The sequence below is a fragment of the Rhodoplanes sp. genome (assembly GCF_013377085.1).
Taxonomy (GTDB): Bacteria; Pseudomonadota; Alphaproteobacteria; order Rhizobiales; family Xanthobacteraceae; genus Rhodoplanes.
In genome coordinates this window covers 187,681-207,752 of sequence record NZ_JACAAX010000004.1, presented here as the reverse complement: position 1 = coordinate 207,752, position 20,072 = coordinate 187,681, and the positions used below count along the sequence as shown (strand labels likewise).

The following is a 20,072-nucleotide window of genomic DNA, read 5'->3' as shown; positions in this document are numbered from 1 at the left end:
CTGCTCCTTCGCAACATGTGTCGGCACGCGGAACGTGCCGCGGCGGACGACCGATCAGGCCAGCCCGTGCGCCACCTTGCTGCGCTGCTCCTGCGCCTTGAAGGTGTTGAACCGCGGCAGGAACTTGTCCCAGTCGATCAGGTGGGCATCGAGCTCCGGACCGTCGATGCAGGCGTGCTTGCGCACCATCTTGCCGTCGACCGTGATCGGCACCATGCAGGCGCCGCACATGCCCGTCGCGTCCACCATGATCGAGTTGAGGCTCGCCACCGTCTTCACGCCGTAAGGCTTGGTCAGGTCGGAGACGACCCGCATCATGATCGGCGGACCGATCGTGATGACCTCGGCGATCTTGCGGCCCTTGCTGGTCTTGTCGTTCTTCAGCATCTCCTCGAGCGGCGTCGTGACGAAGCCCTTGATGCCGAAGGTGCCGTCATTGGTCGCGTAGATGATGTCGAGCTGATCGCCGTACTTGGCCTTCAGCTTGCCCATCCGCTCGTCGTCTCCGGTCCAGAACAGGAAGTCCTTGGAGCGGAAGCCGGCGATCAGGGTGACGTGATTGCCGAGCTCGAGATGCGCCCGCGCGATCGGATAGACGGGCGGCAGGCCGACGCCGCCGGCCGTGAACACCACGGTCTGGTCGGGGCCGTAATGGTGCACCTCGCTCGCACGCCCGAGCGGGCCGGCAATGCCGGCGAAGGCGTCGCCGACCGCCATCTTGTTCATCAGCAGCGTCGAGGTGCCCATGCCCTGGATGACCAGGTCGATGGTGCCGGCCTCGGCGTCCCAGTCGGCGAGGGTGAGCGGGATCAGCTCGCCGTCGTCCCAGCCCAGCACACGTACGAACTGGCCGGCCTTGGCGGAGTGGGCCACCATCGGGGCCCGCACCTTGAACTCGACGATGCCGCCGGCGAGCGCGATCTTCTCGACCACGGTCTGCTTGACCTGGCCGAGCTCGGTGTAGCGGGCCGCCTTGTCGACCCGCACCTTGATCTCGGCCGGCGTGAACGGGATGTCGCCGACGATCTCGCGCGCCGCCGCCTGGCCGTCGCCGGCCGCCCGGATGGCGGTCGAGCCGCCGCGGGCGGCGTCGCCGCCGGAGTAGACGTCCGCGATCGAGGTCTTCTGCGAGCCCTCCGGCACCTCGATGGTGCCCCACTTGGAGGTCTTCAGGTCGGGCTCCGCGTCCTTCATGATCGGGTTCGCGGTGTTGCCCAGCGCCATGATGACGAGGTCGACCGGCACACGCTCGGTCTCGCCGGTAGGCTTCGGCGCGCGGCGGCCCGACTTGTCGGGCGGGCCGAGCTGGTTGACGGCCAGCACGGCGTGGCTGATGAAGTGCGTCTTCTCGTCACCGATGAACTCGATCGGCGCACGCAGCACCTTGAGGTCGATGCCCTCCTCGAGGGCGTGGTGCAGCTCCTCGACGCGGGCCGGCATCTCCGACTTGGTGCGGCGATAGACGATCGTCACGTGGCCGCCGAGGCGCCGCGCCGTGCGGGCCGCGTCCATCGCGGTGTTGCCGCCGCCGACGACGAAGACCTGCTTGTCCTTGATGTCGGGCAGCGGCGTCTCGTACTTGTCGTCGAGCGCCCGCATCAGGTTGACGCGGGTGAGGAACTCGTTGGCCGACATGACGCCGAGAAAGTGCTCGCCCGGCACGTTCATGAAGGTCGGCAGGCCGGCGCCGGTGCCGACGAAGATCTTCCAGAAGCCGGCCTCCTTCAGATCCTCGAGCGTCGCGGTCTTGCCGACCACGAAGTTCTTGACGAAGCGGCCGCCCAGCAGCGTGATCTTGCCGACCACGTCGTCGATCAGCTCGTTCGGCAGGCGGAACTCGGGAATGCCGTAGCGCAGCACGCCGCCGAGGTCGTGGAACGCCTCGAACACCGTGACCGGGAACCCCTCCGCGGCGAGCAGATAGGCGTTGATCAGGCCGGACGGGCCGGAGCCGACCACCGCGATGGGCGGCTTCTCGGCGTGCGCCCACGGGCTGATACGGCCCTTGAATCGCTCTTCCGGCTTCGGGCCGACCAGCTTCTCGCGCTGCGGCAGGAACCACTCGATCTGCCCGATCTCGAGCGGCCGATGGGTGTGCTTGCAGACGCCCTGGCACTGCAGCTCCTGCGGACACACGCGGCCCGTGACGTTGGGCAGCGGGTTGCAGCTTTCGATCAGCTCGAGCGCCTGGCGGAACTTGCCCTGGCCCAGCATGTCCAGCATCTCGGGGATGTGGATCTTGACCGGGCAGCCGCCCTTCGGCTCCTTCTTGCCGTGGATCAGGACGCCGAGCTCGCACGGCTTGTCCTGGCACTGCTTGTCGCGCAGCACCTCGAGCCAGACGAACATCTCGACCTCGCGCTCGGTGTAGCCGAGCGCCATGTAGCCGAGATAGCCGGTGTTCACGAGCGCGAAGTCGTGGTTGCGCTCCTCCGGCGGCCGGATATAGGGCGGAATGTAGGCGTCGAACGGCCAATTGACCGACAGGCCCTTGAACATCGGGTACTTGTCGGACAGGTGGTCGTCGATCGCCTTGATGAGCTTGCGCTTGAACCGCACCGGCATCGCCCAGATGAAGCGCAGCAGCACGACGCTCATGTCGTCGTCGCGCAGCATCAGGCTCCACAGCGTCTTGGTGAAGGCCGGGCTCAGCGCGTCCTGCTGGAACTCCCAGGCGATCGCCTGGACGCCGTCGGCGACGAACATGCTGCGCAGCGACTTGGGGTCGCCGAGCAGGCGCTTCTTGAGGAGGTCGAGCTGCTTCTGGAAGATCTCGACCGCCTCGGAGTGCTCCAGCTCCTCGAGCTGGCTGCGGGTCTGCTCCAGCGTGCGAGACGTCTGGGCGTAGCGCAGGAGCTGCTCCTGGGGATTCGCCGTGCTCATCGGATGATCTCCGCGTCGCAGCTCGCCGCCGCCTTGGCCACCCGGACCTTCAGCTCCGGCGTGATCTGCACCTTGTCGAGAGCGCCCGGGATGGTGTGGGCGACCTCCTTGGGGGCGCCGTCGACCATGATCTTGGTCAGCTCGAACAGCTCGGGGACCTGCTGGTAGCAGGTCTTACAGTTGGTGCAGGCCGCGACGTCCTCGTCGTGGATGTGGGGCAACGTGGCGCCGTTGGCTTTCGCCGCCGCCGCCGGGGCGGCGGTCGCCGCCGCCGGAGCGCCGCCGAACGGGGCGAGCGCACTCGCGAGGCCGGACGCCGGGGCGTTCGACGAGGCGGCGAGCTCGCTCATCGCGCGGGCGATGGTGTCGAGCGTCGACTCCTGCGTCTTCACGGACTCGTCGTAGCGCTGCTTCAAGGCCTCGAGCTCGACGCGATGATCGGCGTCCAGCTTCTCGATCTGCCGCCCGGCGAGGTATTGCAGCGTCCGCCAGTATTTGCGGCGCTCCTCGACCAGATGGATGATCTCGTTGGCCACCTCCAGCTTGACCAGCTTCTTGTCGTGGTCGGTCGAGTACACGAAGGCGGTCTTGCCGGCCCGGTCGGCGATCGGGAGATCGATGAACTCGTGCACCGGCATGGCGTCGGCATCGGCCGCGAGCTTGCGGAACTGCTTCTTGAAGCGGGTCTCCTCCTGGGCGAAGTAGGCCGGCGTCAGCGGCACGTCCATCAGCTTGGTGGCGCCGTCCTCGACATATTCCACCGTCGTCTTCGTCCAATCCTTGTCGACGTCCGGATTGCCGTCGAGCGAGAACCAGCCCTGGCGGGTCGGGCTCGCGCCCGGATCGTGCACGAACACCGGGTTCATGCGGCTCTCGACCGCGAGGCGGGAGCGCCGGCTGGCGGCCGCGTCGGCGATCCCGTGCTCGGCCTGGCACGGCGTGTAGACGTCGAGCACGGCCGGCGACGAGGAGTGGTTGAGGTACTTGGTGACGTTCTGCAGGAAGTGCTGCTGCAGCGCCGTCGAGGTCTGCACCACGAACACGTTCGGGTGGAAGGCGGCGATCAGGCCGAGCTCCTTGCGGTCCTCCTGCTTGCCGTGATGGGCTGCACCGAAGCGCGACAGATCCGAGTCCTGGCCCGTCAGGCTCGCCGTCGAGGCCTGGCCACCGGTGTTGGAGTACGCGCCGGTGTTGAGCACCACGACCTTGATGGGCGTGTTGGTGGTGAGCAACCGCGACAGCGCGCCGAAGCCGATGTCGTAGGTGGCGCCGTCACCGCCCATGCTGATCACGGTCGGCAGCAGCGCGAGCTCCTCCGGCGTGAACTGCGGCCACGAGAAGGTGCGGAAGAACTTGTCGTGCATGCCCGGCTCGTAGGCGTCGTCGAGCTCGAGCTGGGCGATGCGCAGCGCCTTGACGTCGTCGGTCGCCGCCGCCGTCAGGCCCTCGAACATGCCCTTGGCGACTGCCGGAGTGTCCTGGAACAGGCTGTTCACCCACGGGTCGTTGTAGGGATTGAACGGAAAGGTCGAGGCGTAGACGCTCGAGCAGCCGGTGGCGTTGGCGATCACGGCCGAGGCCGGGCCGTTGCCGGTCGGGCCGCTCTCCAGGAGATAAAGGCGCTTCTCGAGGACCTTCAGCACGCCGGCGATGCGCTCGCGCCGCGCCGTGTCGTCCTGCACGGCAGGCACCTTCGCCTGCAGCTTCTCGATCAGGGCCTCCAGCTCGCGCTGGTGCCCCTTGCGCCGCTTGGTCTGGATGGCGTTGTTGGTCGAGGTCACCAGGCGGATCGCCGTCACCTCGCCGCAGCCGCGGCAGGCGCCGTGGCCGCCCGTGGTGGCATAGTAGTTGGTGCGGTCGAGCATCAGCCGCTTGGTGTCGCCGCCCGGGCTCAATGCCGCTTCGGTGAAGCGGACCGGCGTGTTCGGCGTCTCGCTGAGGAACTCGAAGCGGGCCTGCAGGGTCTCGAGCAGCGGCGCGTCCTGCTCGCGCGCCTTGAGGGCGCCGGGGCCGCACACGTCGATGCATTCCAGACACCCCGAGCACTTCCACGGGTCGATGGCGACCGAGTAGAGGCCGCCGGTGCCGGGCTGCTCCTTCTCCATCGCGTCGAAGAAGGGCCGCGTCTTGGCGACCGGGAAGGTCTCCAGCACCTCGGCGAGCCGGCCGAGATTGCGCTTGAGCGTGGCGTTGTCGGTGCCGAGCTTGGCGACCGCCGCGGTCACCACCTCGCCGAACGACTGCGCCTTCTTGGTCGACCGATAGGACTCGCGGACCGCTTCGCTCAACGCGAAGATCTGGCCGCGCACCGCCTCGCGCTGGGCCTCGACCAGGTCGAGATGCTTGATGCCGGTGAGCAGCAGATCGTGGATGTCGTGCACCGTGTTGGGGATCGCCGCATCCGGGCAGACCAGCGTGCATTCCATGCAGCCGGTGCAGAGCTCGGACAGGAACTCCGGCACGTCGCGGCGGAACAGGCCCTTGTCCTTCCAGGCGGCGGAGCCGGCCGGCATGAACAGGCCGGTGCCGGGCAGCACCGGGGCTTCGGCGACGGTGCCGTCGCGGAACGGCGCGCCGACCATGTCGTCGTAGTACTCGCGGTCGAAGAAGCCGCCGGACGGCGTCGAGCCGCCGACCCGGCACATTTCGGCCGAGATGGCGACGCCGCGCAGCGCCTTGACGGTCTCCTCGGTCTCCAGCTCGGCGAATTCCGGCTGCGTGTAGTCGAGCCTGTGCGTCGCATCCAGGCCTTCCTTGATGACGGCCATGTTGCCGTCGACCACGGCGGCGCCCTTGGCGCCGAACTTCTTCGAAAGCTGCTGCTGGACCTTCTTGAGAATGACGTCGATCGAGGCGTCGGCGACGATGCGGTCGACATGGCCGCAGACCGCCCCAATGAAGGCGATGCCCATCATGCGGGTCTCGAGCTCGGGCGTCGGCGCGTGGCGCTTGGCGACCGCGAAGCCGTCCATCACGAACATCTTGATCTTCTTGTCGCGGATCGTCTTGCGGGCGCGCTTGGGCAGATCCTTCCACACTTCGAGCGGCGAGAGGTTCGACTGCAGCATGAAGGTGCCGCCCTCGACCAGGCCGCGCAGCGGATTGGTGTGGCTGAACACCTTGTGGTCCGGCGAGACGACGATCTCGACGTCCTCGAGCTCGGCATTGGTGATCTTCACCTGCTCGGGGCTCAGCGTGATGTAGTAGTTGGTCGGTGCGCCGCTCTTCTCGGAACCGTATTTCGGCGACGCCTTGGAGTGCATGTCGAGCACGCCGGCGAGAATGTCGGTGAGGAGCTTGCCGGTCGCGATGGTGCCGTAGCCGCCGACCGAATGGAAGCGCACCCGGAAGGCCGAGGGCGGCAGCAGGGTCGGGTTCGGCTCGGTCTCGAGCGCCATCAGCTCGGTCTCGGGATAGGCCGTCTTCAGGCGCTCCTGCAAGGCCGCGAGCCGCGGGCTCGGATCCTTGGCGAAGAACTGCGAGCCGAGATAGACGAACGGCGCGTTGGTCGTCTCCATGTTCTTGAACGCCGCGATCAGGTGGCGCGGCTGCAGGTCGTGCGCGCCGAGGCCGAAGATCGCCGTCGTCATCTTGGGCAGCCGCTCGATCGCGGCGATGCCGGGATGGCGCGGGCCGCCGGCGTTCTCGACCGCCTTGAACAGCGCCTGGGTGACGAAGCTGGTCAGCGCCGTCACGTCGGAACGCTCCAGCACCGTGACGGACTTCTTGCCCTTCAGGGCCTCGACCAGCTCGGCCTCCGGGAACGGCTGCAGCAGCTTGATCGACACGACGCCGACCTTCTTGCCCTTGCTGCGCAGATGCGCGACCACCGCCTCGACGTCGTCGGTGACCGAGCCGAGCCCGACCATCACGTGCTCGGCGTCGTCGCACATATAGGTCATCACCGGCTTGTACTCGCGGCCCGTGAGAGCCGAGTACTCGGCCATCGCCTCGCGCACGAAGCGCGGCACGTCACGCACGAAGTGGGTGCGATGGTCCATCGAGCCGGCCTGGAAGTCGGGCTGGTTCTGCACGCCGCCGGTGAGGCCCGGATTGTGGACGTCGACCAGCGCCGGCACGAGCTGGCGGGTGCCCTTCTCGAACGCGTTGGTCCACTGCCGCCGCCACTGCGGGCGCAGCTCCTCCGGCACGAACGCCAGCGTCGCGTCGATCATCGCGGCGGCATTGTCGATCTCGACCGCGTCGATATTGGTGTCGAGCCAGGCGCGGACCTTGGCGAGTTCGCCCGGCACGAAGTCGCCCTCGTGCTTGGCGAGCCACTGCTTGAGCTGATAGCCGCGCCCCTTGGCGCCGAACAGGATCTCCTGCGCCACCGTCAGCGCCTTGACGCGCCCGGACGGGTCGCCGAGGAACTCCCGGATCAGCTCGGGCTCCGGCATCAGGGCTTCGCTCATCATGTGCGAGGTGGCGAAGCCGTCCATCGCGTTGGCGACCGGAATGAGCGAGGTGGCGCTCACCTTGTAGGAGATGACGGAGAGGTCGGCCGCTTCCTGCGGGTTGGAGCCGAACAGGATGGTGTAGCCGGACTGCAGCAGGGCGTAGACGTCGTCGTGGCCCGCCATCACGTTGAGCGAGTGCTTCGACACGACGCGGGCGGCGACCTGCAGCACGAAGCCGCCGACCTTCTTGCCGACCGTCACGTAGTGCGATTCGAGGCCGTACAGAATGCCCTGGCTCGACGAGGCGTTGGAGACGAACTTGCCGCCGGTGAGCGCGGCGCCGAGCGCGCCGGACTGCGCCGAATGCTCGCCCTCGGGCTCGAAGAAGAAGGGATGCTTGCCCCAGACGTTGCAGCCGCCGGCGGAGCGGAACGCCTCGTAGAGCTCGGAGATCTCGGTGGACGGCGTGATCGGATAACCGATGACGCCGCCGCAGACGTGTCCCATCACCTGAGCGACGGCACCATTTCCATTGATGACTGTCGAAATGCCAGGATATTTCGCGTTCATTTGCTGCGTCCGTCTGGTACGTGGTCTGCGCTGAGCAGGCGATCCGTCGCTCGCGTCCAAGCCGGGGCGACCGTGGTCGCTCGAACCTTCGGAAAACTCGACGTTCCGCCCCAGGCTGTCTTTTTCGGGCCTGCACACCGAGCCTTGCTCAGGCTTGCCTGCCACCTTGACTAGAGGCTTTCTACTGCGAGGGTCTGAACCTCGCTCTGACTATTGTCAAAGGGCCCCGGGGCGGGAGCGCGGCGTGCTGCACTGCGGTCTGCACATGGACGGCGTCCGCAACGCGACGGTTGTCGCCACGGTTGCCGTTCGCACGGCTCGACGGCGGCGATCGAAGCGCGGGAGGAGGCCGCGGACGGACGCCCCCGAATGCCTATAAGCTCCCTTGCCGACGTGATTTTTTCCGAACCTTCGAGTCTCGGCTGCGTCGTTTCGGGAATTGCTGCAGGTGCGTGATGGTGGCGCTGCAGTGCGGACCGCCACCGATGCCGATCCGCGCGGGCCGCAAACCGGCCATGTGAAATATCACATGATCTACGACCGACCCGTACCGAGTGATATGTCGCGCGGCCGGACCTGACATGCGAAAGCGGTGGTGCAGAAGCTCCGCTCCGCCGCGAAACGAGGTCCGGCCGGCCCTTCCGGCGGACGGAGTCGCGGTCGGCGCGGCCCCGTCGCGGGACGTCGCGATGGCGCGGCACCGCGGCCAGAGGGCCCCCGGAAGGCCGTGCTGCGGTGCGATCACGGCAAGTTTTCTGGCGCCCGAGTGCCGCGGCGTCATCATGCCGCAGCAAAGGAGGCGCTTCGGGAGTGCGGCCTCCGGCCGATTCGCCAGCAGGGTTCGTCGCATGGAAATGCATCAGGTCCGCTACTTCCTCGCGGTCGCCGAGCATCTCAACTTCACCCGCGCGGCCGAGGCCTGCAACGTCGCGCAGCCGTCGCTCACCCGTGCCGTGAAGCTCCTGGAGGAGGAGCTCGGGGGCCCGCTGTTCCACCGCGAGCGGGCAAACACGCATCTGTCCGAGCTCGGCCGCATGGTCCATCCGCATCTCGCACAGGTGTACGAGGAGATGCAGGTCGCCAAGCGGCTCGCCCGCGACGCCATCCGGCTCGAGAGGGTGCCGCTGAAGCTCGGCGTGATGTGCACGATCGCCCCGGCCCAGCTCGTCGAGCTGGTGAGCTCGGTGCAGGTTCGCCATCCCGGCGTCGAGCTGGACATCGCCGACCGGAGCGCGCGCGAGCTCGACGCCACGCTGCTCGATGGCGGCCTCGAGGTCGCGGTCTACTGCCTGCCCGACCGGGATCCCGACGCACGGCTGCACGTCATGCCGCTCTATCGCGAGCAGATGATGATCGTCGTTCCGAACGGGCACGCGCTCGCGTCCTCGAATGCGATCCGGGTGCGCGATCTCGACGGCCTGAGCTACGTCAACCGCAGCAATTGCGAGTTCAACGGCTACGCCGGCCAGTTCTTCCGCGCGCAGGGCGTCTCGTGCCGCACCGTCTATCGCAGCGAGCGCGACGACTGGGTGCTGGCGATGATCCGCTCCGGTCTCGGCTTCGGCTTCATGCCGGAATACTCGGTCACGGATCGCGAGGTCGTCGCGCGCCCGCTGATCGAGCCGGAGTTCTGGCGCACCGTGAATCTCGTCACGGTGCGGGGACGGCCGCATTCGCCGGCGGTCGGCGCCCTGGTGCGGGAGGCGATGCGGGTGCCGTGGCACGGGAAGCCGGCCATGGCCTTGGCCCGGACGGCCGCGGCCCACGGCGCCGAGGATGCTTCGGCGCTATCGACACCATAGACACTCGGCATTTCAGTTCCGTCCTCGGGATCGCGATAGTCGCCTGGTCGCTCCACCGGAACGACCCGAACAAAGCCCCAGAGGAGACTGTCATGACCCTGTCCAAGATCGCCCTGTTCGCCTTCGCTCTCGTCGCGCTGGTCGGCACCCAGCTCGCCGCCGACGCCGCCCCGTGGACCCAGAGCTCGCGCTATGTCGCGACCGGCATGGGCGCCACGGAGACCGGCGTCGACCAGGCCAAGGGCTACATCCGCTGATCTGCCGCGTGTCGCCGGCCGGCAGCTCGCCGGCCGGCCCGTCTGCCCCGCCCCCCCTATATTCCCGCAGGAGAATCCCATGGCTCGATCCACGATCGCGATCCTGGCCGGCGCCGCCGCCGTCGCGCTGGTCGCCACCGCCGCGTCGGCCCAGACGGCGCGCGGCATGAACGACCGCCAGGCCATCTATGTGTCGCCGAGCGGCGCCCATGACGTGCTGACGCCCAACCCCAAGGGCCACGACATGATCATGAAGGAAGGCCGCGAGCTGCCGGCAGGTGCCATCGTCTATCGCAGCGGCGGCAAGCTCTACGTCCTCGAAGACCGCAAGATGTCGAGCGGCACCATGCTGTTCTCGTCGATGAAGGACTGGTTCGACCAGGCGACCGGCTACATCCGCTGATCGCCGGCGCTCCTCAACCCCCGCCCCGAACACGACCGACGCCGTCGCCCACCAGCGACGGCGTCGGTGCTTGTCGGTGCGTGGATCGTCAGCGCCGCTTCATCATCCCGGCGGCTTCGAGGGCGCGCTTGATGGCGCCTTCGACAAAGGCCGAGACGCCCGACTTGCGCGCCTTGTCGCGGCCGGCGCCGGCACTCTCGCCCGGCCCCTCCGAGCGCCCTGCCCGCGGCGGCGGGACGTCCCCCGGGCCTGGCTGCTCGATGACCTCGGCCCGAACCGGCGCGGGCGTGGGCTCGCTCCCCTTTGCGGGACGCGCCTCGACGACGCGCTGCGTTGCTGCGCTCGACTCCGCTGTGCGACGCGGCCGCGACGCGGCCGGCCGCTTCTCGGTCAGCCCCCAGAAGCAGGCGATGTGATAGGAGGACGAGATGCCGACCTCGATCAGATACTCGCCCGGCACGCCGTAGCTCTCGTCGCCGTCTCCGCTGGCGAGCGGGGTGCCGTGCGGCATCAGCGGAATGATGTAGGACTCGATGACGACCTCGCCCGACGCATCCGTCCACACATGGCGCGGATAGCCGTCCACCGTCTCGGTGCGGGTCGCCTGGGTGCCGAGCCCGTGCACGTCGGTCCACTGCTTCAACAGTTCCTCGGCGTTCTTCGGCTTGACCACCGTGTCGGCGCCGCCGTGCCATACCGAGACGCGCGGCCACGGCCCGGCATGAGGCGACGCCGCGCGGACGAGATCGCCCCATTCGCGCGGCGTGCGCACCCGCACCCGGAACATGCTCTCCAGCGCTTGGCGCGTGCTGGTCGCGCTGCGATAGGGCAGGCCCGCAATGATGGCGCCGGCGGCAAAGACCTCCGGATAGGTCGCCAGCATCACGGCCGTCATGCCCCCTCCGGCCGACAGGCCGGTGATGAACACGCGCCGGGGATCGACGTCGTGCTCGATCGCCATCGTCGTGATCATCTGCCGGATCGAGGCCGCCTCGCCCTGGCCGCGGGTGATGTCGTTCTCACGGAACCAGTTGAAGCACGTCTTCGGGTTGTTCTCCGCCCGCTGCTCGGGCAGCAGCAGCATGAAGCCGTAACGGTCGGCCAGCGTCGACCAGCCGGCGCCGAGATCGTAGCTCGCGGCCGTCTGGGTGCAGCCGTGCAGGACGACCACCAGGGCGCGCTGCGGGTTGCGCGGCACATAGGTGCACATCCGCAGATTGCCCGGATTGGCGCCGAAATCCGTGACCTCTTGGAGCCGGGTCGGGCCGGGCGGCCGCTCGCGCGGCGCGACTCCTCCCGGAATCGTCCGCAGAAACGCTTCCCACTGCTGACGTTGACGTGCCAGCGCCGCGATGGTCGAGTTCAGTCCGGGCACGCCGTGACCTCTCTTGAAAGCTGCCGCCGAGCGGGCGACCTGGGGTTAACACGCCCGGTCACGCTGCAGCGCACAATTCATTCGCACATCCTGTTGATGCCAGATCGCGGCTGTCCTAAGGCGTCCGCGGACACGGCTTTGCCGCACAACCCGAAAGTGTCGACATATGGATCTGGGACTTGCCGACAAGGTCGCGATCGTCACCGGCGCGAGCCGTGGCATCGGGCATGCGATCGCGTTGCGGCTCGCGCAGGAGGGCATGCATGTCGCACTGGTGGCACGCTCGCGCGAGCCGCTCGAGGCGTTGCGGCGGGAGATCGACGCGCTCGGCCGCGAGGCCGTCGCCTTGCCGGTGGATCTGCGCGATCCGGCGGCGCCGGCCCACGTCGTCGCCACGACGGCCGGAGCGCTCGGCCGGCTCGATCTGCTGGTGAACAATGCGGGGGCGACGAAGCGCGGCGACTTTCTGGCGCTGACCGACGACGACTGGGCGGACGGCTATGCGCTCAAGCTCTTCGGCGCCGTCCGGATGACGCGCGCGGCCTGGCCGCTCCTGCAGGCGACGGGCGGCTCGGTGATCAGCATCGCCGGCAACGGCGGCCGCACCGGCGACCGCGAGTTCACCATCGGCGGCAGCGTCAATGCGGCGCTCGGTCTGCTGACCAAGGCGCTGGCCGACCGCGGCATCGCCGAGGGCGTGCGGGTCAACGCGATCAATCCCGGCATCGTCGAGACCGACCGGTTTCGCACCCGCCTGCAGCGCCTGGTCGCCGAGACCGGCGTCTCCGAAGCCGCGGCCTACGACACCATGCGGGCGGCGCATCGCGTCGCGCGCTTCGGACGGCCCGAGGAGGTGGCGGACTTGGTCGCCGTGATGGCGTCCGGCCGCATCGCCTATCTGCAGGGCGCCGTCGTCGATCTCGACGGCGGCGAGACGCGAACGCTGTGAGACTAGCCTTGCGGCGACGCGGACCTCGGTCGCGTGACGTGCCGTCGATCCCGCACCGGTGTGCCAGCGCGTCGCAGCCTGCGCCGCGCAGCCTCGCCGACCTTCTCGACGGCGCGCTCGCCGATGACCTAGGGTGGCGCCGGCGTCGGATCCCTCTCCGGCGTCGACCGACGCCGCCTGCGTGATCCTGCCCGCCGCCAAGACACCGACCATGACACCGACCATGACACTCGACGGTATCGAAACGCCCGCCGCCTTGATCGACCGCACGCTGATGATGCGCAACATCGGCACCATGCAGAGCCGCATCACGGCGCTCGGCACGAGGCTGCGCCCGCACATCAAGACCTCGAAATGCATCGAGGTCGGCCGCCTGCAGCAGCAGGCCGGCGGACGCGGCATCACGGTCTCGACCCTGAAGGAGGCGGAGGAGTACTTCGCCGCCGGGTTCGACGACATCCTCTATGCGGTCGGCATCGCCCCGCAAAAGCTCGACCGCGTGCTGCGGCTGCGCCGCGCCGGCTGCCGGCTCGTGATCCTGGTGGACTCGCTCGCGGGCGCCGACGCCGTGATCGACAAGGGCCGCGCCGAGACCCATGCGTTCGAGGTGATGATCGAGGTCGACACCGACGGCCACCGTTCCGGCGTGGCGCCGGACGACGACTTGCTGATCGAGATCGGCACCAAGCTCGACCGCGGCGGCGCGATCCTCACGGGCGTGCTGACCCATGCCGGCAGCTCCTATGGGCTGAGCACGCCGGAGGCGCTGCAGCAGATGGCCGAGCAGGAGCGCAGCCGCTGCGTCCGTGCCGCGTCGCGTCTGCGCGCCGCCGGGCTGCCGTGCCTGGAGGTCAGCATCGGCTCGACCCCGACGGCGCTGTCGGCCCAAACGCTCGACGGCGTCACCGAGGTGCGGGCCGGCGTCTACGTGTTCTTCGACCTGGTGATGGCGAATGTCGGCGTCTGCCGGCCGCAGGACATCGCGCTGTCGGTGCTCGCCACCGTGATCGGCCACCAGACCGACAAGGGCTGGGCCATCGTCGACGCCGGCTGGATGGCGATGAGCCGCGACCGCGGGACGCAGGCGCAAGCCGTCGACTACGGCTATGGCGCAGTGTGCGACCTCGCCGGCGCTCTGGTCGACGGCTACGTCATGAGCGGCGCCAACCAGGAGCACGGCATCGTCGCGCGTCGCGACGGCGTCCCCGACCGCGAGATCGCGCAGCGTTTCCCGATCGGGGCGCGTCTGCGGATCCTGCCCAACCACGCCTGCGCCACCGCCACCCAATTCGACGCCTATCAGGTCGTCGACGGCGACGGCGCGACGCGGATCTGGAGCCGCTTTCACGGCTGGTGAGACCGCGGGTCACGGCGGGCTCGGGCGACGCCGTCGCGCCGGCGCTCACTTGCGCGGCGGAATCCTGATCAGCTCGTCGAGCTGCGCCTTCGTCAGCGGCGCCGGGATCACCTTGAAGGACACGGCGTCGCGCATGATCACGTCCATGCCGGCCATGCGGTCGGGATCGAGCAGCGACTTGGGGAAGAACTCGTCGCGGATACGGCTGGCCACCGGCAGCGTGGTGCCGGCGAACTCGGCATAGGCTTTCAGCGCGGCGTCGTCCGAATACATCCAGTCGATGGTCTCGCGATAGCCGGCCATGAAGCGGGCCAGCGCATCGCCCTTGCCCTGCAGGGCCCGAACATTGGTGATCAGCGTGCGGATCGACTGGTCGCGCACCTCGGGCACGTCGGTCGCCTTGGCGACGATGCGGATCTTGCCCTGGTCCATGGCGTCGAAGCCGAACGGCGGCGACGACCAGCCGACATCGATCTGGCCGGACATCACCTGCGTGAAGGTCGCCGGCGGGCTGCCGGTGGCGACCGGCTTGGACTTCAAGTCGTACTGCTTGAGGAAGGCGAGCACGACGCTGTTGGTCGACGAGCCGTTGGTCGAGAAGGCGATGGTGGTCGCGGCGTCGGCGTCCTTGATGGCCTTCAGCTTCGACTCGCTGCGCACATACCAGAAGTCCGCCGCACCGGTCGCCTGGGCGCCGAGGATGCGCACCGGCGCGCCCTTGGAGAAGGCGCCGACGACGCCGAGCGTGCCGGCGGCGACGCCGACGTCGACGCTCCCCGACAGCACCGCCTGCTGGGTCTCGCCGCCGCCCTGGGTGTAAAGGAGCTCGAGGGTCAGCCCGTGCTTCTTGAAGATTCCGGCGCGCTGGCCGAGCTCGGGGATCGCCGTGTCCCAGTTGCCGCGCTGACCGATGGCGAGCTTCAGCGTGTCCTCGGCCTGAGCTGGGGTCACGGCCGTTGCGACCAGCATCGCGGCGCCGACCGGCCACCATTTTGTCAGTGTCATCGGGGGTCCTCCACGTTTCTCTCTTGGTTGATCTCTCGTCGACGAAAACCGCCTCCGTTCGTCCCCGCGAAAGCGGGGACCCAGATGTCTCGCGTTCCGGTCTCTGGATTCCCGCATTCGCGGGAATGAGCGGAGATCGAAGCGCCTCAGGTGCGCCGATGCCGAGGCTCGGTCAGCCGGCCGAGTCCGGCGTTGAGCGCGACCGCGACGGCGAACACGACCAGCAGGATCGCGTACATCTGCGGCATGTCGAAGCGCGCATAGGCCTGCATGACCAGATAGCCGAGCCCCTGGTTGGACAGCTTGGTCTCGGCCAGCAGCACGCCGATGACGGCGACGCCGAAGCCGAGCCGCATCCCGTTGAGCACGGGAACGCGGATCGCCGGCAGATAGATCTTCGTCACCATCTGCCAGGTCGACAGGCGGAAGCTGCGGCCGACCTTCACGAGCGCCGCATCGACCTCGCGCATGCCGCCGGCCGTCGAGAGCGCGACGGGGAAGAACGCCGACAGCGCCCCCATGGCGACCTTGGAGCCCGCATAGACGCCGAACGCCATGATCATCACCGGGAAGAAGATGATTTTTGGGGTCGGCGCGAGGCTGTTGAGATAGGGCTCGTAGGCGCGGCCGAGAAACCGGCTGGCACCGAGCAGCAGGCCCGCGGCGAGTCCGGCCGTCGCGCCGATCGCCAGCGCCGCCAACACCTCGCCGGCCGTGACGCCGAAATTCCCCCAGAAGTCCGGATCGATCAGCAGCCGGACCAGCGCCCGCACCACCGTGACGCTCGACGGCACGACGTCGCGAAACAACAAGCCGGAGGCGGCGGTCGCCTCCCACATGATAAGCACGCCGAGGATGAGAAATAGCCGGAGCCGCATCACCGCCCCGAGCCGGGGCGTGATCGGCAGTGCGACTATCGTCCGGGTCTCAGCCATCGCTCGGTCCTCTCCAAAGCGAGGAAGAACAGCACGCTCACCAGCACCACGAAGGCGATCGCCGCATAGGTGCCGGCGAGGTCGTAACGTTCGGCAAGCTCGTTGATGAGCTGGCCGAGCCCGCCGAAATTGATCAGAAACTCCAGCCCGACGATGTTGATCAGCGCGAAGACGAGGCCGAGCCGCAGGCCGACGAAGATGGTCGGCACCGCCGCCGGCAGCAGCACCAGCCGGAATTGCTGGGCCGGCGTCAACTTGAGGCTGCGCCCGACATCGATCAGTACACGCCGGGTCGCGGACAGGCCTTCGAGCGTCTTCAACGTCACCGGGGCGACGCCGGAGATGAAGCCCATCATCACGATGGTCATGGCGCTGCGGCCGAAGATCACCAGGAACAGCGGATAGGCGAGCACCAGCGGCGCGGCGGCGAGCGCGGCCACCCAGCTCTGCACGGCGACGCGCAGCACCATGTGGCGATAGAGCAGCAGGCCGGCCGGAATGCCGACCAGCGCGATCAGCACGGCGGCGCCGAGGCCTTCCAGCGCCGTCTGGGCGAAGCGGTGCGGGATGTCCTCCTCGGTGACGATGCGAGCGAAGCTCGCCACCACGTCGCTCGGCGGCGGCACGACATAGCGGTCGACCAGGCCGGCCCGGATCGCCAGCTCGAGCAGCGCGAACAGGCCGAGCAGAGTCGCCGCACCGACCAGCGCCGGCGCATGATCCGCGCGCGAAATACTCATGTGCGAGCTCCGCGCGACGCCTCGGCCTCGGCCATGCCGCGGCTCGCCTCGTCGCGCAGATCACCCCAGATCTCCGCCACGTAGTGGCCGAAGGCGTCGCTGGTCATGATCTCCGAGGTGCGCGGATGCGGCAGGTCGATGTCGACGATGCGCTTCAGCCGGCCGGGCCGGTAGCTCATCACCACGACCCGGTCGGAGAGCTGCACGGCCTCGGTGATCGAGTGGGTGATCAGCAGCGTGGTCTGCTTCAGCGTCTGCTGGATCTGCAGCACCTTGTCGCCGAGCAGCAGCCTCGTCTGCTCGTCGAGTGCCGCGAAGGGCTCGTCCATCAGCAGGATCTTCGGCTCGGAGGCGAGCGTGCGGGCGATCGAGACGCGCTGGCGCATGCCCCCCGACAGCTCGGACGGATAGTGGCCCTCGAAGCCCGTGAGGCCGACCATGGCGACGACGTCGCGCGCCTTCTCGAGGCGCACGCGGCGCGACACACCGCGCACCTCGAGCGGAAACGCGACATTGTCGAGGACGGTGCGCCAGGGAAAGGTCGACTCCTCCTGGAACACCATGCCGATCGCCGGATGCGGGCCGCGGATCGGCTCACCCGCCACCGTCACCAGGCCGGAGGTCGGCGTGATCAGGCCGCCGATCACGTTGAACAGGGTCGACTTGCCGCAGCCCGAGGGCCCGATCACCGAGATGAACTCGCCGTGCCGTACGTCGAACGTCATGCGGTCGACGGCCGTCACGGAGGCGTCGCGGGTCTGGAATCGCACCAGGATGTCGTCGACGGTCAGCACGCTCTCCGGCCGGGCGGCCGACACCGGCCGCGGCCACGGGACTACCGTAGGGTCGCTCATTCGCACGCCTTTCCTCCCGGGCGGCGAGCCTCTCGAGGGGCTCGCTCGCACCTGCGCACGCGGACCAGCACGGTTTTGCCGGCAGGGGGTTCCGCACGCGGACGGGCGGCAGGCATGGCGGCCCGCCGCTGCGTGATTGAACGCAGCGTCGGGCGATCGTTTCAAGTGATATTTTATCGGAGACGCAACGCGGCGGCGATGGCCGCGCCGGGTCACGCCACCCGCGCGGCCTCGCTTGCGGCGTCGCGGCCGCCGCGGCGTTCGGGCCCGGCATAGCCGCTGTCGTCGCCGTCGCGGCGGTCGAGCGGCCCGGTCCGCACATTCGTCAGGAAGCGCCGCACCTCCTCCTTGAGCTTGCCGCCCTCGCTGGCCAGCAAGGTCGCCGAGTTGCGCACCTGCTCGGACGCCGCCTCGGTGGCGTCCGCCCCGCGGCTGACCTCGCCGATCGTGCGGGCGACCTGGGCGGTGCCGTGCGAGGCCTGCTGGATGTTGCGCGCGACCTCCGCAGTCGCGGCCCCCTGCTCCTCGACCGCCGCCGCGATGGCAGCGGCGATCTCCGCGATATGGCCGATGGTGCCGCCGATCTCCTTGATGGCCGCGACCGAGTCGTGCGTCGCCGCCTGCATGCCGGCGATCTGGGCACCGATCTCGCCGGTCGCCTTGCCGGTCTGAGCGGCGAGCGCCTTGACCTCGTTCGCCACCACGGCGAACCCGCGGCCGGCGTCGCCGGCCCGGGCGGCTTCGATGGTCGCATTCAGCGCCAGCAGGTTCGTTTGCTCGGCGATCGCCGTGATCAGCTTGACGACGTCGCCGATACGGCTGGCCGCCTGCGACAGCGCACCGATGCGGCCGTCGGTCTTCTCGGCCTGTCGGACCGCCTCGCCGGCGATGCGGGTCGATTCCTGCACCTGGCGGCTGATCTCGCCGACCGACGAGGTCATCTCGGTGGTCGCCGAGGCGACGCTCTCGACATTCGCCGACGCCTGCTCGGAGGCAGCCGCAACGGCGGTGGACAGGTGCTGGGTGGTCTCTGCCGTCCGGGTCAGGCTGCCGGAGGCCTGCTCGAGCTCGGTCGCGGCCGTCGACACGGTCTCGACGATGGCGCCGACCGCCGCCTCGAACTCGTCGGCGATCCTGTGCACCGCCACCTGCCGCTGCTTGGCGGCGCGCTCGTCGGCGACGCGCTGGTCCACCTCGAGGCGGGCGAACTGCTCGAGATTGTCCTTGAAGGCCTGGGCGGCACGGGCGTTGTCGCCCACCTCGTCGCGCCGGGTCACATAGGGGATCGCCACCGTCTTGTCGCCGTCGGCGAGCGCCCTCAGGGTGGCGCCGACGCGGCGGATCGGCCGGCCGATGGCGAGCGCGCCGAACGCGGCGGATCCGATCAGCACGATCACGACGAAGGCCCCGGCCGCGGCGTTGACCATGGTGGCCTCGGCGATCCGCGACGAGGTCACCTCCATCTCGTGCGCAGCCGCCGTGTTGGACGCCTCGCCGATCCCGGTCAGCAGCGCGTCGATCTGCGCCACGATGGGATGCAGCCGGTCGCCCAGCAGCGCGTCCTGCTCGCCGATCGTGGTGACGATCCTGGCCGCCGTCTCGCGCGTGGCGGCGAGCGTCGCGTTCAGCGGCTCGAAGGCCGCGACGAGAACGGCGTCTTCGGCCGCCTTGCGGGCCCGTTCGAGCAGACCGGCAGCCTCGCCGCCGTCACGCTCGACGACGCCCGCCTGGTCGGGCGTGCGCAGCTCGTCGAACTGCAGCGAGGCGATGCGCAGCGTGTTGACGGCGGCGGCGGCGGCGCGCAGCCGCGCCTCGAGCGCACGCGTGTCCGTCGCCTGCTCGGCGATCAGGTCGAGCGTGCGAGCGAGCCCGTCGTCCCAGCCGGCGCCGAGGCGGCGCCGCTCGGCCCACAGGCCGACCAGCGCGCGCTGGCTCTCGACCAGCTCGGCCGCGCCGGTGAGATAGTCGGCGTAGAGCTCCTTGGTCTTGTCGAGCTTCTCGCTGCTCGCCGCATCCTTGGTCTTCTCCACCAGCACGTCGAGGAGCGCGAAGCCGTCGCCGGAGCTCTTCTCCAGATCCTGCAGGGCGGCATCGACCTGCGCCTCGTCCCGCGCCAGCCGAGCGTCCCGGCTGAAAGTCTGCATGCGCTGGAAGTGCAGGCCGATCTGGACGGCCTCCTGGGCCGCCTTCTGCCGCTCGTTGGCGACACCCGTCATGGTCAGGGTGGAGCGGCCGTTCAGGGTGGTGTTGACGATCATGCCGGCGACCAGCAGCACGCCGATGGCGGCCGACAGCGCGAGCTTGGTGCCGATACGACGAGGAGCCGTGATCATGGTCCAGCAACGCGAGGCGCGGTGGCGGGAAGCCCTCGGACCGCCGCAGTGCGCTCTTGCGCGAGGAGCCGCACTTTGGACCCGGACATCGCCGGGTCGTCGGACAGAAGGCCACGCACGTTCTCACGGCGGCCGGGTAGGCGGGGGATGCCTGGGCCGTCGGACTAATTCTTATCCTAGCCTGTTACTCTAATACCGATCTTGGATGC

Annotated in this window: 13 protein-coding genes; 5 read left to right on the top strand and 8 right to left on the bottom strand. The window is 68.9% G+C overall.

The window, feature by feature from the left end:
* Positions 1-54 precede the first annotated feature (54 nt).
* Positions 55-2,883: a sulfide/dihydroorotate dehydrogenase-like FAD/NAD-binding protein gene (locus tag HXX10_RS05425; RefSeq protein WP_296520515.1), complete on the bottom strand. Its 2,829-nt coding sequence runs from the start codon at positions 2,881-2,883 to the stop codon at positions 55-57.
* Positions 2,880-7,790 (bottom strand): 2-oxoacid:acceptor oxidoreductase family protein, encoded by a 4,911-nt coding sequence (locus tag HXX10_RS05420; protein WP_296520514.1) that lies wholly within the window; start codon positions 7,788-7,790, stop codon positions 2,880-2,882. Before HXX10_RS05420 ends, HXX10_RS05425 begins: the two co-directional genes overlap by 4 nt.
* Positions 7,791-8,701: 911 nt before the next feature.
* On the opposite strand from HXX10_RS05420, the gene HXX10_RS05415 reads away from it, so the two are divergent.
* The 3 genes from HXX10_RS05415 (at position 8,702) to HXX10_RS05405 (ending at position 10,315) form a co-directional block, all read left to right on the top strand.
* Complete coding sequence (locus tag HXX10_RS05415) at positions 8,702-9,655, top strand: LysR family transcriptional regulator (protein ID WP_296520513.1); 954 nt, start codon at positions 8,702-8,704, stop codon at positions 9,653-9,655.
* 92 nt (positions 9,656-9,747) lie between these two features.
* Positions 9,748-9,912, top strand: coding sequence for a hypothetical protein (locus HXX10_RS05410; protein ID WP_296520512.1), 165 nt, complete (start codon positions 9,748-9,750; stop codon positions 9,910-9,912).
* Between the two features lie 79 nt (positions 9,913-9,991).
* A complete protein-coding gene (locus HXX10_RS05405; protein ID WP_296520511.1) occupies positions 9,992-10,315 on the top strand; it encodes a hypothetical protein in 324 nt (107 codons plus the stop codon).
* An 88-nt stretch (positions 10,316-10,403) separates the two neighbouring features.
* Here the strand turns inward: HXX10_RS05405 and HXX10_RS05400 are convergent, their stop codons facing one another.
* A complete protein-coding gene (locus tag HXX10_RS05400) occupies positions 10,404-11,627 on the bottom strand; it encodes a PHB depolymerase family esterase (RefSeq protein WP_296520571.1) in 1,224 nt (407 codons plus the stop codon).
* A gap of 229 nt (positions 11,628-11,856) precedes the next feature.
* Between HXX10_RS05400 and HXX10_RS05395 the strand changes: the two genes are divergently transcribed.
* Both HXX10_RS05395 and HXX10_RS05390 read left to right on the top strand, forming a co-directional pair.
* Positions 11,857-12,639 carry an SDR family NAD(P)-dependent oxidoreductase gene (locus HXX10_RS05395; protein ID WP_296520510.1) on the top strand — a complete coding sequence of 261 codons (783 nt, stop codon included), beginning with the start codon at positions 11,857-11,859 and terminating at the stop codon, positions 12,637-12,639.
* 211 nt (positions 12,640-12,850) lie between these two features.
* Positions 12,851-13,996 (top strand): DSD1 family PLP-dependent enzyme, encoded by a 1,146-nt coding sequence (locus tag HXX10_RS05390; RefSeq protein ID WP_296520509.1) that lies wholly within the window; start codon positions 12,851-12,853, stop codon positions 13,994-13,996.
* Positions 13,997-14,041: 45 nt separating this feature from the next.
* Here HXX10_RS05390 and HXX10_RS05385 read toward each other — a convergent pair whose 3' ends face one another.
* The 5 genes from HXX10_RS05385 to HXX10_RS05365 form a co-directional block, all read right to left on the bottom strand.
* Positions 14,042-15,001 carry an ABC transporter substrate-binding protein gene (locus HXX10_RS05385; RefSeq protein ID WP_296520508.1) on the bottom strand — a complete coding sequence of 320 codons (960 nt, stop codon included), beginning with the start codon at positions 14,999-15,001 and terminating at the stop codon, positions 14,042-14,044.
* 146 nt (positions 15,002-15,147) lie between these two features.
* Entirely contained in the window at positions 15,148-15,936 is a 789-nt protein-coding gene (locus HXX10_RS05380) for an ABC transporter permease (RefSeq protein WP_296520507.1), read from the bottom strand.
* Positions 15,915-16,676, bottom strand: a complete 762-nt coding sequence (locus HXX10_RS05375; protein WP_296520506.1) for an ABC transporter permease — start codon at positions 16,674-16,676, stop codon at positions 15,915-15,917. Before HXX10_RS05375 ends, HXX10_RS05380 begins: the two co-directional genes overlap by 22 nt.
* Entirely contained in the window at positions 16,673-17,530 is an 858-nt protein-coding gene (locus tag HXX10_RS05370; protein WP_296520505.1) for an ABC transporter ATP-binding protein, read from the bottom strand. Before HXX10_RS05370 ends, HXX10_RS05375 begins: the two co-directional genes overlap by 4 nt.
* Before the next feature lie 212 nt (positions 17,531-17,742).
* Positions 17,743-19,863 (bottom strand): methyl-accepting chemotaxis protein, encoded by a 2,121-nt coding sequence (locus HXX10_RS05365; RefSeq protein ID WP_296520504.1) that lies wholly within the window; start codon positions 19,861-19,863, stop codon positions 17,743-17,745.
* Between the last annotated feature and the right edge of the window lie 209 nt (positions 19,864-20,072).

Excerpts from the sequence above, each read along its gene's own strand:
- HXX10_RS05415 (WP_296520513.1), top strand. The coding sequence starts at position 8,702 with ATGGAAATGCATCAGGTCCGCTACTTCCTCGCGGTCGCCGAGCATCTC.
- HXX10_RS05375 (WP_296520506.1), bottom strand. The coding sequence starts at position 16,676 with ATGAGTATTTCGCGCGCGGATCATGCGCCGGCGCTGGTCGGTGCGGCG.
- HXX10_RS05410 (WP_296520512.1), top strand. The coding sequence starts at position 9,748 with ATGACCCTGTCCAAGATCGCCCTGTTCGCCTTCGCTCTCGTCGCGCTG.
- HXX10_RS05365 (WP_296520504.1), bottom strand. The coding sequence starts at position 19,863 with ATGATCACGGCTCCTCGTCGTATCGGCACCAAGCTCGCGCTGTCGGCC.
- HXX10_RS05385 (WP_296520508.1), bottom strand. The coding sequence starts at position 15,001 with ATGACACTGACAAAATGGTGGCCGGTCGGCGCCGCGATGCTGGTCGCA.
- HXX10_RS05425 (WP_296520515.1), bottom strand. The coding sequence starts at position 2,883 with ATGAGCACGGCGAATCCCCAGGAGCAGCTCCTGCGCTACGCCCAGACG.
- HXX10_RS05420 (WP_296520514.1), bottom strand. The coding sequence starts at position 7,790 with ATGGGACACGTCTGCGGCGGCGTCATCGGTTATCCGATCACGCCGTCC.
- HXX10_RS05380 (WP_296520507.1), bottom strand. The coding sequence starts at position 15,936 with ATGGCTGAGACCCGGACGATAGTCGCACTGCCGATCACGCCCCGGCTC.
- HXX10_RS05395 (WP_296520510.1), top strand. The coding sequence starts at position 11,857 with ATGGATCTGGGACTTGCCGACAAGGTCGCGATCGTCACCGGCGCGAGC.
- HXX10_RS05370 (WP_296520505.1), bottom strand. The coding sequence starts at position 17,530 with ATGAGCGACCCTACGGTAGTCCCGTGGCCGCGGCCGGTGTCGGCCGCC.
- HXX10_RS05405 (WP_296520511.1), top strand. The coding sequence starts at position 9,992 with ATGGCTCGATCCACGATCGCGATCCTGGCCGGCGCCGCCGCCGTCGCG.
- HXX10_RS05390 (WP_296520509.1), top strand. The coding sequence starts at position 12,851 with ATGACACCGACCATGACACTCGACGGTATCGAAACGCCCGCCGCCTTG.